This window comes from Deltaproteobacteria bacterium (assembly GCA_011375175.1).
Lineage (GTDB): Bacteria > Desulfobacterota > GWC2-55-46 > GWC2-55-46 > DRME01 > DRME01.
Map to the genome: position 1 here is coordinate 1 of DRME01000085.1, position 11900 is coordinate 11900.

13 protein-coding genes are annotated in these 11900 nt (G+C 64.9%); 11 read left to right on the forward strand and 2 right to left on the reverse strand.

Translation table 11 applies throughout. The features are described from left to right. The first annotated feature begins 364 nt into the window (after positions 1-364). From ENJ37_07445 to mnmE, 5 genes are all read left to right on the forward strand, one after another. On the forward strand, positions 365-517 hold the full coding sequence (locus tag ENJ37_07445) for a 50S ribosomal protein L34 (GenBank protein ID HHL40323.1): 153 nt from the start codon (positions 365-367) through the stop codon (positions 515-517). After that, positions 496-888, forward strand: coding sequence for a ribonuclease P protein component (gene rnpA / locus ENJ37_07450; GenBank protein ID HHL40324.1), 393 nt, complete (start codon positions 496-498; stop codon positions 886-888). The genes ENJ37_07445 and rnpA overlap by 22 nt, the downstream gene beginning before the upstream one ends. A 77-nt stretch (positions 889-965) precedes the next feature. After that, positions 966-1265 (forward strand): membrane protein insertion efficiency factor YidD, encoded by a 300-nt coding sequence (gene yidD / locus ENJ37_07455; protein HHL40325.1) that lies wholly within the window; start codon positions 966-968, stop codon positions 1263-1265. Further along, complete coding sequence (gene yidC, locus ENJ37_07460; GenBank protein ID HHL40326.1) at positions 1252-2856, forward strand: membrane protein insertase YidC; 1605 nt, start codon at positions 1252-1254, stop codon at positions 2854-2856. The genes yidD and yidC overlap by 14 nt, the downstream gene beginning before the upstream one ends. 42 nt (positions 2857-2898) lie before the next feature. Continuing rightward, positions 2899-4287 carry a tRNA uridine-5-carboxymethylaminomethyl(34) synthesis GTPase MnmE gene (gene mnmE, locus ENJ37_07465; GenBank protein ID HHL40327.1) on the forward strand — a complete coding sequence of 463 codons (1389 nt, stop codon included), beginning with the start codon at positions 2899-2901 and terminating at the stop codon, positions 4285-4287. 278 nt (positions 4288-4565) lie between these two features. On the opposite strand, the gene ENJ37_07470 is transcribed toward mnmE, so the two are convergent. After that, entirely contained in the window at positions 4566-5414 is an 849-nt protein-coding gene (locus ENJ37_07470; GenBank protein HHL40328.1) for an oxidoreductase, read from the reverse strand. After that, positions 5383-6414: a hypothetical protein gene (locus ENJ37_07475; protein ID HHL40329.1), complete on the reverse strand. Its 1032-nt coding sequence runs from the start codon at positions 6412-6414 to the stop codon at positions 5383-5385. The genes ENJ37_07470 and ENJ37_07475 overlap by 32 nt, the downstream gene beginning before the upstream one ends. Positions 6415-6979: 565 nt before the next feature. On the opposite strand from ENJ37_07475, the gene rsxC reads away from it, so the two are divergent. The 6 genes from rsxC to ENJ37_07505 all read left to right on the forward strand — a co-directional run. Beyond that, a complete protein-coding gene (gene rsxC, locus ENJ37_07480; protein HHL40330.1) occupies positions 6980-8317 on the forward strand; it encodes an electron transport complex subunit RsxC in 1338 nt (445 codons plus the stop codon). A 45-nt stretch (positions 8318-8362) separates the two neighbouring features. Further along, on the forward strand, positions 8363-9454 hold the full coding sequence (locus ENJ37_07485; GenBank protein HHL40331.1) for an RnfABCDGE type electron transport complex subunit D: 1092 nt from the start codon (positions 8363-8365) through the stop codon (positions 9452-9454). Further along, positions 9451-10047, forward strand: coding sequence for an RnfABCDGE type electron transport complex subunit G (locus ENJ37_07490; GenBank protein HHL40332.1), 597 nt, complete (start codon positions 9451-9453; stop codon positions 10045-10047). Before ENJ37_07485 ends, ENJ37_07490 begins: the two co-directional genes overlap by 4 nt. A 279-nt stretch (positions 10048-10326) precedes the next feature. Further along, positions 10327-10944 carry an RnfABCDGE type electron transport complex subunit E gene (locus ENJ37_07495; GenBank protein ID HHL40333.1) on the forward strand — a complete coding sequence of 206 codons (618 nt, stop codon included), beginning with the start codon at positions 10327-10329 and terminating at the stop codon, positions 10942-10944. Beyond that, a complete protein-coding gene (rsxA, locus tag ENJ37_07500; protein ID HHL40334.1) occupies positions 10941-11519 on the forward strand; it encodes an electron transport complex subunit RsxA in 579 nt (192 codons plus the stop codon). The genes ENJ37_07495 and rsxA overlap by 4 nt, the downstream gene beginning before the upstream one ends. A 156-nt stretch (positions 11520-11675) precedes the next feature. Next, positions 11676-11900: electron transporter RnfB (locus ENJ37_07505; GenBank protein HHL40335.1), on the forward strand; the 225-nt coding region annotated here is incomplete at its 3' end.

An 11900-nucleotide genomic window follows, 5' to 3' on the forward strand; every position in this document is an offset into this window, starting at 1 on the left:
CGTATGTTATTCGGCTCTTCGGCTGCACCGGGGGTTCTGGCCGCGCCAGGCGGGATTTTTTTACGCCTTTGCGGCCCGAACCCCCGGTACAGCCCCCCCGCGAGGCAGCCGGCGCGGGCAGCAGGCCCCTTTCAAAAACTTCAACGCCCTGCGGATCATCCCGGTTTTGCTTGTAAGACCGGGATGAACCGCATGGAATTAAAAGTCTTTGAAGGGGGTCCGGGGGAAACTTTCTACAGAAAGTTTCCCCCGGCGGCTTGACATGTGGTGCCATTATGTGGTTTAAGTATACGTTCTTACCCGCAGAGGCGGGGAGGGAGAGGGCACACGTGCAAGCGGTATCAGCACCGAGAGGAATGTTGTCATGAAGAGGACCTATCAGCCGAGCAATATCAAGAGGAAAAGGACCCACGGTTTCAGGGAGCGCATGTCCACCAAGAGCGGCAGGGCAGTCATAGCCCGCAGGCGCGCCAAGGGGCGCAAGCGCCTCACCGTATCTGTCGGCGCAGCCAAGTAAAGGCCGCTTCCGTGGCGGGTCGCTCCTTTCCCAAGGCCCGGCGGATACTCAGGCCCGCGGACTTCGAGAGGGTGCGCCGCCGGGGCAGGCGTTTTTTCACGCCCAGCTACGTGGTCTACGTGCTCGACAACGGCCTGGGGGTGACGAGGCTGGGCCTGTCGGTGAGCGCGCGCACCGGTGGCGCCGTGAGGCGCAACCGCAACAAGAGGCTGGTGCGCGAGTTCTTCCGTCTCAATTACGACAGGCTCGTCCCATCGGCCGACATACTCGTGTCGCTGCGCAGGGGGTACAGGGTCGCCTCCTACGACGACGCCGTCCGCGAACTGGGGACGGTGCTCTTTGCGGGGAAGGCGCGCAGGCCGAAGGGGTGAGGCCGTCGCCGTCCCCGTCTTCCGCGGCGTTGCGGTCTCCGAGGGCCCCCTCTTCCCTGCGCGTTCCACACAGGTTTATGGTGAAGAGCGGGCTTATCCTGCTTATAAGGCTCTACAAGGCGCTTGTCTCGCCGGTGCTCCCGCCTTCGTGCAGGTTCCATCCGAGCTGCGCCGACTACGCGGCCGAGGCCGTGGAGGTCCACGGCGTGCTGCGTGGAGCGAGGCTTGCCGCAGTGAGGGTCTGCCGCTGCCATCCCTGGAACGCAGGCGGCTACGACCCGGTGCCGCCGGCCGGCGGCGCGGCGGGGCGCGGCAGGGCTGCAAGGCCCCCGGCGCGGCTTTTCCGGGAAAGATTCGGGAACAATGGACAACGATAAGAGGATCATAATCGCCGTCGTACTCTCCATGGCGGTGCTCTTCGCCTACCCTTACTTCATCGAGACCTTTCTGCCCGCCCCCCCGGCGCCCGGGAAGGCGGACGGGAGCGCGGCGGTGGAGGAGACGTCCGTCCGGGACGGCGAGGACGGAGGCGTATTCGCCGACGGCCGTCCAGCCGCCACGGCCCCGGCGTCCCCGACCTCCCCGGCCGTTGACGAGAAGCTCACAACCGTCGAAACACCGCTCTTCAGCGCCGTCTTCACCAACGTGGGCGGCGCCCTCAGGAGCTGGAAGCTCAAGGGATACAGGACGGCCCTCGCCGAGGATGCCGGCAATATCGAGCTCGTCGGGCTCGCGGGCGCCGGCGCGACCCTGGAGACCACGCTCTCGGCCGGGGGCTTCGACGAGAGGATCGTCTTCACGCCGTCGGCCGACTCCATCGAGATCGGAGCGGACGGCAAGGCGCAGTTGCGTTTTACGTGGACCTCGCCCCAGGGCGTGACCGTCGTCAAGACCTACGCCTTCAGCGGCGGCGGCTACGTCGTCGAGGGCTCGCTCAAGGTCCGAAACGGCTCGCAAAGCACCCTGCGCGCGGCCCTCGCCACCGAGCTCAGGGCCGGCTACCCGGCGGAAAACGACTACAGCTACTACCACCGCGGTCCCGTAATCTACGCCGACGGGAAGGTCACGCGCCACGCGGCCGACGACGACACGTCCTCGGGCAGGGGCGAGTTCGAGTGGCTCGGCGTGGAGGACAAGTACTTTCTCCAGGCCCTCATCCCCCGGACGGAAGGCGCCGTGGGGTGGTCCATGGAGTCGCCTTCGACGGCCACGGCCGTGTCGTCCCTGTCACTGCCGCTCGATCTCGAGCCGGGCGAGGGGGTGGTCTACTCCTTCGACGCCTACCTGGGGCCCAAGGTCTACGACATACTGACGGCCCTCGACAGAAACCTCGTCGAGTCCATCGAGTTCGGTTTCTTCTCCTTCATGGCCAAACCCTTCCTCGTGGTCCTCAACTTCTTCGAGCGCTACATAGGCAATTACGGCATCGCCATCATACTGCTCACCTGTATCATAAAGATACTCTTTTACCCGCTCACCAAACAGAGCCTCAACGCCATGCGGGAGATGCAGAAGATTCAGCCCCAGCTCATGGCCCTTAAGGAGAAGTACAAGGACGACAAGCAGAAGCTCAACAAGGAGCTCATGGAGCTCTACAAGCGCTACAAGATAAATCCCCTCGGCGGCTGCCTGCCCATGGTGCTCCAGATACCGGTCTTCATTGCCCTCTACGAGGTGCTCTCCGTGGCCATAGAGCTGCGCCACGCGCCCTTCATACTCTGGATAGCCGATCTGTCGGCCAAGGACCCCTACTACATAACGCCGGTGCTCATGGGCGGGTCCATGCTCCTTCAGCAGAAGATGTCGCCCACCACCGTCGATCCCCAGCAGGCCAAGATCATGCTCATCATGCCCGTGGTCTTCACCTTCATGTTCCTGAACTTCCCGGCCGGGCTGGTCGTGTACTGGCTCGTAAACAACATCCTCTCCATAGTCCAGCAGTACTACATCCAGCGCACGGCCCGCTGAGGGCCGCCGGGCCGAGGCCCCGCGCGCCGCGCTCCTTCGCAGATGGTCCGTAACGACACGATAGCCGCCGCCGCCACCCCCTGGGGCGAGGGCGGCGTGGCCGTTGTCAGGCTCAGCGGGCCGGAGGCCGTGGCTGCGGCCCGCCGGGTCTTTTCCGGCGGGCTGCCCGGCCGCGCCCGGCCGCGCCGTCTCTACTACGGCTCCTTCATCGACCCCGAGGGCGGCGGCCCCATAGACGACGGCTTCGTCGTCTTCATGTACGGTCCCGCCTCCTACACGGGCGAGGACACGGCCGAGCTGCACTGCCACGGAAGCCCCCTGGTGGTGGGCCGCCTGCTCGATGTCCTCTGCCGCGCCGGCGTCCGCCTCGCCGAGCCCGGCGAGTTCACCAGGCGTGCCTTCCTTAACGGAAAGCTCGATCTCGCCCAGGCCGAGGCCGTGGCCGACCTCATAGGGGCCGCCACGGACCGGGCCCTCGATGCGGCGCGCCGCAGGCTATCGGGGGCGCTCTCGCGCAGGGTGGCGGCGATCAAGACCCCGCTTCTCGAACTCACGGCCCGCGTCGAGGCGGAGCTCGACTTTCCCGAAGAGGAGGACGTGGAGAGTGTCTGCGAGGCGGGGGTCCGCCGCGCCGTGGAGGAGGCCGAAGCGGGGCTGCGGGCCCTCCTCGCCACCTACCGCGGGGGACGGGTGCTTCGAAGCGGCCTTGAGACGGCCATTATCGGACGGCCCAACGTGGGGAAGTCGAGCCTTCTTAACCTGCTCCTCAGCGAGGAGCGGGCCATCGTCACGCCCCTTCCGGGCACGACGCGCGACGTGATAGAAGAGGTGGTCAACATAAGGGGCGTGCCCGTGAGGCTCGCGGACACGGCCGGGCTGCGCGAGGCGGCCGGCCGGGCCGAGGAGATCGGCGTGGAGCGTGCGAGGAAGCGGGCCGCGGCGGCCGACCTCGTGCTCTTCGTCGTGGACGCCTCGGCCGCCGACCACGACGAGGACACGGCGCTCCTCGACGCCCTCGGCGCCGCAAGGGTCGTGGTGGTGGCCAACAAGCGCGACCTCGTGGACGAAGGGGCCGAAGAGGCCCTGCGCGAGCGGTTCGCCGGACGCAGGGTCGTCTTCGTCTCGGCCCTCGAGGGCACGGGGCTCGGCGGGCTCGAATCCGCCGTCTTCGAAGAGGCGATGGGGGCGGGCGGCCAGATCGGGGCCGGCCTTTCGGACGGCGTCGAGGGCGCGCAGATAGCCACGCTGCGTCACAAGAAGGCCGTGGAAAGGGCGATTGAGGGGCTGGAGCGGGCCGGGGCGGCGCCCGACAGGGCGTGCCTCGCCTCGGAGCTTCGCTCGGCGCTCAACGCACTGGGAGAGATAACGGGCGAGACGACGACCGAGGAGATACTTGACGAGATATTCGGCCGTTTCTGCCTCGGCAAGTAACGGCCGCCGTATTTATTGCACTGAGGGAACCTTTTTTACAAAAAGGTTCCCTCAGACTCCCTCCAAAAATTTTTAACGCCCTGCGGATCATCCCGGTTTTGCTTGCAAAACCGGGATGATCCGCAGGGAATTGAAAGTCTTTGAAGGGGGCGTCCTGCCCGCACCGGCTGCCTCTTAAGGCTGCCCGCGGGGCAGCCGAAGAGCCGAATAACATACGATGGGGCGGGGGGAGAAACGTGGGCCTATGGCCCTTCTACAGAAAGTTTCCTCCAGGGTGATCAAATGGCCTCGCGCAGGTGTCTTATCTCGCTGAGGCGGAAGACCGGTCCTTCCCGGCAGCAGTAGACGCTGTTTATCTGGCAGTGTCCGCACTTGCCCACGCCGCACTTCATGCGCCGTTCGAGGGAGACGAAGATATCCTGGCCGCTTATCTTCTTGTCGCCCAGGCCGAGGATGACGTACTTGTACATGACCGGCGGGCCTATGACCACGGCCGTCGTGGAGGCGCCGTCGAGCTCAAGCGGCGGCAGCAGCGTGGTCACGACACCCGTCTTGCCTTTCCAGCGGGGGTGGGGCCTGTCGACCGTCACCTCCACCTCCACTCCGGCCTCGCGCCACCTGTCGAGCTCGTCCCTGAAGAGAAGTTCGTCGGGACCCTTTATGCCGTAGAGGAGGATGAGCCTGCCGTAGCGCTCCCTTCGGGCCGTGACGGCCTTTATGAGCGGGCGCATGGGCACGAGCCCGATGCCGCCGGCGATGAAGAGGACGTGGCGGCCCCGAAGCTCCTCCACCGGAAATCCGCGGCCGTAGGGACCGCGGTAGCCTATGATGTCGCCCGCTTCGAGGCGGTGGAGCGCCCTTGTGAGGTTGCCCACGGCCCTTATGCAGAGCTCGAAGGCCCCGGAAGGCTCGGGCGGAGAACATATGGAGAAGGGGGCCTCGCCGTAGCCGGGAAGCGAGACCATGAAGAACTGGCCGGGACGGTGGGGCGGAGGCGTCTGCGCTACTGGGCTTATGCGGAAGAACTTCTCGCGCGCCGTGACGGCCTCGACGCGCTCTATGCGTCCCCTGTGCGGCGTGTATGGGGAAGAGGGCTCAGCGGACCGGGCTCTCCTTGATGATCCCATTGGTCACCTCAGCGATATCTATCTCTACAAGACACGCCCGCGAGCAGCGGCCGCAGCCCACGCACATGAGGGCGCCGAAACGGTCCCGCTGGTACTGGAACTTGCGCAGGAACCGGTGTCGCAGCCTTTGGGCCCTCGTCTTCCTGAAGTCGTGGCCGCCCGCCACCTTCGCAAAATCGGCGTGGGTGCAGCCGTCCCACTCCCTGTAACGCACCCCGCCGGAGAGGTCGAGCGACACCTCGTCCTTCACGTCGAAGCAGTAGCACGTGGGGCAGACGTGGTTGCACGAGCCGCAGCCGTAGCAGCGCGAGCCGATGCGCTCCCATACGGGGTTGTGGTACGCCCCCGCGTAGATGAGCGGCAGGGCCGAGGGCTCGGCCTCGAGCCTGGTCTCGAAGAGCGCGGCCTTACGCTCCCTGCCGCGCCGCACCTCGTCGAGCTGCCCGGTGGAGGCCGTCTCCACGGCGCAGTGCCTCTCGAGCGCCCCGCCCCCCGCTTCGCTTCCCACGGCCGCCACATAGCCACCCTCCACCTCGTTGAGGAAGAGGTCGAAGCCGTCGCCGGCCTCCGAGGTCTCCACGCTCGCGCAGAAGCAGTGCCTCTCGGGCAGACAGTCGACGCCGATTACGATGGAGCGCCGTCTTCGCTCCATGTAGTTGGCGTCGGGCGTGCCGTGGGAGAAGACCCTGTCCAGGAGTTTGAGCGCATGGATGTCGCAGGCATGGAGTCCTATGACGGCCGTCTCCGGCGCATCGATCACCGGCTCGCACTCCCCCGTGGTCCTGTCAAAGCGCAAAAGCTCCTCGCGGGGCGGGAAAAAGACCCTTTTGGCCGATATGGGCGTCTGTCCCTTCGACAGTCGCAGCTCCTCGAAGCTTCCGATCCTGTCGAAGACCGGCACGCCGTTGCGCAGTGTCGTGCCCCAGACCTCCCTTTCGCCCAGAAGGCCCTCGACGAGCCCCCGGAACGCCTCTCTCGATATGTATAGATGCCGCTCCATCTCTCACCCCCCATCGGCCGCCGCGCATCATGACCAATCTTAACAGATGTTTCCACGGCTGTCCATGGGGGCTTTTTCATTACGCTGGGGGAAACTTTCTGTAGAAAGTTTCCCCCAGACCCCCTTCAAAGACTTTCAATACGAGGTGGTTTCCCCCTGTTTTGCTTGGCAAAACAGGGGGAAACCACCTCGCATTAAAAGTTTTTGGAGGGAGTCTGAGGGAACCTTTTTACAAAAAGGTTCCCTCAGTGCAATAAATCACTAAGAGAGCCGTTTCTGCCGGAGAAGAGGCTGGGGGGCGTTTCCGGGGGAAAAATGCTTGCAAAATGCGTTCCCGTCTTTTATCATCTTCTGGCCGCGCTGCCGGGTCTGTCTTCCCTGCGCCCGCCGGGGGGCTGGCCGCAAAGGCGTAAAAAGACCGCCTGGCGCGGGCCGACCTGGCGGCGGGCGCAGGGCTCGATGCCGTCGGGCTGGCCGGATCAGCCGGTTTTGCGGGAAAAAGCTTGACTGGCCGCCGTCTCTGCCCGTATAATCCTATGCTTTGAACTTCATACCACAGGACGAGATGAATCTTAAGACCTTCGAGCGGGGTGTCCACCCCTCATACCATAAAGAGCTCACCGCCGAGAGGCCCGTCGAGCCGGCCGGGCTGCCCGGCCTCGCCGTCGTTCCCTTGCAGCAGCACATCGGCGCTCCCTGCGAGCCCCTGGTTAAGAGGGGCGACCGCGTAGAGGAGGGGCAGAAGATCGGCGACGCCAGGGCCTTCGTCTCGGCGCCGGTCCATGCCTCCATCTCGGGCAAGGTCAAGGACGTGGCCCTCCACCCCTACCCCGGCGGAGGCCGTGTGCTCTCGGTCTTCATAGAGGGCGACGGCGAGAGGAAAGACTGGGACGCCGCCGGCGAAGAGGTCGACATCGACGCCGTTGACGCCGAGAAGCTGCGCTCGATTGTGCGCGAGGCCGGCATAGTGGGCATGGGTGGCGCCGCCTTCCCGTCGGCCGTAAAGCTGTCGCCGCCGGGAGGCAGGGCCATGGACCACGTGATCCTCAACGGCTGCGAGTGCGAGCCCTTCCTCACCTCGGACCACAGGCTCATGGTCGAGGAGCCCCGCAAGGTGCTGATGGGGCTGAAGATAATCATGAAGACCGTCGGCGCTGCGCGCGCCTCCATAGGCATAGAGGACAACAAGCCCGACGCCATCGAGGCCCTCGGCAAGGAGGCCCGCGGGCTCGTGCCGGGCCTCGAGATAGTCCCGCTCGAGACCAAGTACCCCCAGGGGGCCGAGAAGATGCTCATAAAGGCCGTGCTCGGCCGGACGGTGCCGCTGGGCAAGCTGCCGCTCGACGTGGGCGTGGTGGTCAACAACGTGGGCACGGCCGTGGCCATCTACGAGGCCGTCCGCTATGGAAAGCCCCTCATAGAGCGGGTCGTCACTGTGAGCGGCAACGGCGTGAAGGAGCCGCGAAACCTCCTCGTCCGCATAGGCACGAGCTTCGACGAGGTCATCGGCCGGTGCGGCGGCCTTGCGGGCGAGGGCGAGATAGAGATCCTCAACGGCGGCCCCATGATGGGCATTGCCCAGACCTCGCTCGACGTGCCGGTCATAAAGGGCACCTCGGGCATCACGCTTCTTCGGGCCGGGACGATAAAGCCGGCGGAGTACGGCCCCTGCATCAGGTGCGCAAGCTGTGTCGAAGCCTGTCCCATGGGGCTCATGCCCTACAGGATAGGGGACCTGGGAAGGCTCTACATGGTCGACGCCTTCGAGGGCTGGAGCGGCGAGGGCTGCATAGAGTGCGGCTGCTGCTCCTTTGTCTGTCCCTCCAAGCGGCCGCTCGTACAGTGGATAAGGCTCGGCAAGCTCAAGCTCCGGGAGTCCCGGCGCGAGGCGGCCGCCCGGTAGAAGGGGGCCGCGGCGGGCGGGCCGCGCCCGAAAGCATGGTTTAAGATGGACGACAAGGAAAAACAGGAGAAGAAAGAGGCGGCCGGCAAGGCCGGTGATGGCGCCGGGGCCGGCGACGCCGCCAAGGCCGCCGGGTCGAAGCCCGCCGCCGGACCGAAGCCCAGGCCAAAGCCCAAGGCCCCGCCGGCCGTGGAGGGGCTCGTCGTCTCGTCGTCGCCTCACCTTCTGGGCGTGGACTCGGTGCCCAAGATCATGCACACCGTCGTCATGGCGCTGCTGCCGGTTGTGGGCACGGCCATGGTGATCTTCGGCGTCAAGGCCATCGTGCTCGTGGCGGTCTGCGTTGGCGCGTGCCTTGCGACCGAGCACATCTGCTGCAGGCTCGGCGGCAAGCCCTCCACCATAGCCGACGGAAGCGCCATAATAACGGGCATGTTGCTGGCGCTCACGCTCCCGCCCGACTTCCCGCTCCTGGGCGCCGTGCTCGGCTCGGTCTTCGCCATCGCCGTGGGCAAGCAGATCTTCGGGGGGCTGGGCCTCAATATCTTCAACCCGGCGCTCCTGGGCAGGGCCTTTCTCCAGGCCACATACCCGGTGCTCATAACGACCTGGACCGAGCCCCTGGGACGCGGCGCGCCCGACGCCGTGTCGGCGGCGACACCGCTTGCGCTCATGAAGTTCGAGGCTACCATGACGGCAAGGGCCGACATGTTCGTCGGCACCGTGGCCGGCTCGCTCGGCGAGACCTCGGCCCTCGCCATACTCATAGGCGGACTCTTCCTCCGGTACAAGGGCTACATAAACTGGCGGCTCCCGCTGGGCTATCTCGGCTCCATGGCCTTCTTCGGCGGCGTCTTCTGGCTCATCGACCCGGCCAGGTATCCCGACCCCCTCTTCCACGTGCTCGCCGGCGGGGCCATGCTCGCCGCCTGGTTCATGGTGACCGACATGGTGACGACACCGGTCACGCCGCTGGGACAGTGGATATTCGTCGGTGTCGCCGGCTTCCTGGCCGTCATAATAAGGCTCTTCGGAGGACTGCCTGAGGGGGTCATGTACTCCATATTGCTCATGAACGCCACGGTGCCGCTCCTCAACTCCTGGACGCGGCCCAGGGTCTTCGGGGAGGCGCGGTGAAGAACTCTCCCGTCGGAATGATAGCGGTGCTCACCCTCACGGCCGTAATCGTCGGAGGGGTGCTGGCCGGGGCGTACCAGGCCCTGGCGCCGAAGATCGAGGCCAACCGTATCGAGGAGGAGCGCAGGGCCATCTACGCCGTGCTCGGCGACATAGCCTCCTACGAGACCATCGAAAGGGAGGTCACCACGCCCAAGGGGCCGGAGACGATCAGGATATTCAAGGGGGTGGACAGTAACGGCAACCCCCTGGGCTACGCCTTCCTCGCCGAGGGACCGGGTTTCGCCGCCGTCATAAAGATGATGGTGGGACTCAACGTGGACGGCGCAACGCTCACGGGCCTGAAGGTCATCGAGCAGCTCGAAACCCCGGGCCTGGGCAACAAGATAGCGGAAGACAAGTTCCAGGACCAGTTCAAGGGCCTTGCCATAAAACCCAAGATCGAGTACCTTAAGAACAGAAAACCGGAAAAGCCTTACCAGATACAGGCCATAACGGGCGCCACCATATCGAGCAAGGCCGTGGTGGACGCCCTGAACGCGCGACTGGAGACCGTGCTCGATCTGCTCGGGGACGAGCTGCACGGGGATTGATCCTTCGGGGAAATTTTTTGCAATAGGGCTCCCTCAAACCGGCTCTCATTAAAAGTCTTCGAAGGAGGTTTGGGGGAAACCTTCTACAGAAGGTTTCCCTCATGAGAGTGCTTGTAGGCAACGACGTAAGTAGATGCCCCTACAGAGCGGCAGAACAAAGCAGACCAAGGCGCGGCGAAGGTGAGGAACGAGGCGTACTTTGCGGTACGCCGCAGTGACGAGCCGAGGAGCAACGAAGGTATGCGCAGTTATGACGCTCTGTATAGTTAAGGTACGAGTATGGCTGCCAAGAGTCTGAGTGAAGAGTTCAGGAAGGGGTTGTGGGCCGAGAACCCCGTCATCAAGATGCTTCTGGGCATGTGCCCGGCTCTTGCCGTGACCAACTCGGCCACCAACGGGCTCGCCATGGGGCTTGCCACGACGTTCGTGCTCTTTTCGTCGAGCTCTTTCGTCTCGCTCATAAGGCGGCTCGTGCCCAGGCAGGTGCGAATCCCGACCTACATCATCATAATAGCCGGTTTCGTCACCCTGGCCGATCTCTTTCTCAAGGCCCAGTTCCCGGTGGTCTCCAAGGCGCTCGGCCCCTACGTGCCTCTCATAGTCGTCAACTGTCTCATACTGGGCCGCTCCGAGTTCTTCGCCTCCAAGCACCCGCTGGCGCCCGCCCTGGCCGACGCCCTGGGCATGGGCGCGGGCTTCACGGGCGTGCTCGTCGTGCTCGGCGCGGTGCGCGAGATACTCGGCTCCGGTTCGCTCTTCGGGCTCGTTCTCATGGGCGAGGAGGTCTTCACGCCCTGGGTCGTGATGATACTGCCCGCCGGGGCCTTTCTCGCCCTGGGGCTCCTGATCGGCCTCATTAATTACGTAACTCTGCTCAAGAAAGAGGGGAGCCGATGAAACCGCTTCTGGTATTCCTGTCGGCGGCGATAGTAAACAACCTGGTGCTGGCCTATTTTCTCGGCATCTGTCCGTTCCTGGGCGTGTCGAAGAAGGTGGACACGGCCGTGAACATGGGACTGGCCACGACGTTCGTCATGACCATAACCGCCGTCGTGGCGTGGCTCATAAACGAGTACGTGCTCATCCAGTTCAATCTGCCGTTCCTCCAGTACGTGACCTTCATCATCACCATCGCCTCGCTCGTCCAGCTCGTCGAGATGTTCGTGAAGAAGACGAGCCCCCCTCTGTACAGGAGCCTGGGCATCTTCCTGCCGCTCATCACGACCAACTGCGCCATACTGGGCCTTGCGCTCTTCGAGGTGCTCAGGGAGTACACGCTCGTTGAGAGCCTCTTCTTCGGCCTCGGCGGCGGCGCAGGCTTTACGCTCGCCCTGGTGCTCATGGCCGGCATACGGGAGGAGCTCGAGTTCGCCGAGGTGCCCAGGGCCCTCCAGGGCGCGCCCATGACGCTTCTGGTGGCCGGCATGCTGGCGCTGGCCTTCATGGGCTTTGCCGGCCTGCTCTCGGTCTGACGGGGCCTGACGCGGCGGCCGTCTTCGCGCCCCGGCGCCGTTGTAGTTCCGGCGCCGTTGCGGCAAGGCCAGCGGCCCTTCCGGGGGGAGCGGTCGGCGCCCCCCGCGGCCTGAGGCCCTGCGGGGCCTTTCAGTTCTTTCGAGGAGTGTGTGCATATGTTCGATCCCACGCTGGGAGTAGCCATAATCGCCATGGGCGGGCTCGGCGCCTTTTTCGCCACCTTTCTCGCCCTGGCAGACAAGAAGTTGAGGGTCGAGGAGGACCCGCTCGTCGAGGCGGTGATGAACGTCCTGCCCCAGACCAACTGCGGCGCCTGCGGCTACGCCGGCTGCCAGCAGCTCGCCGAGCAGATAGCCTCGGGCAAGGCGGCCGTCAACGCC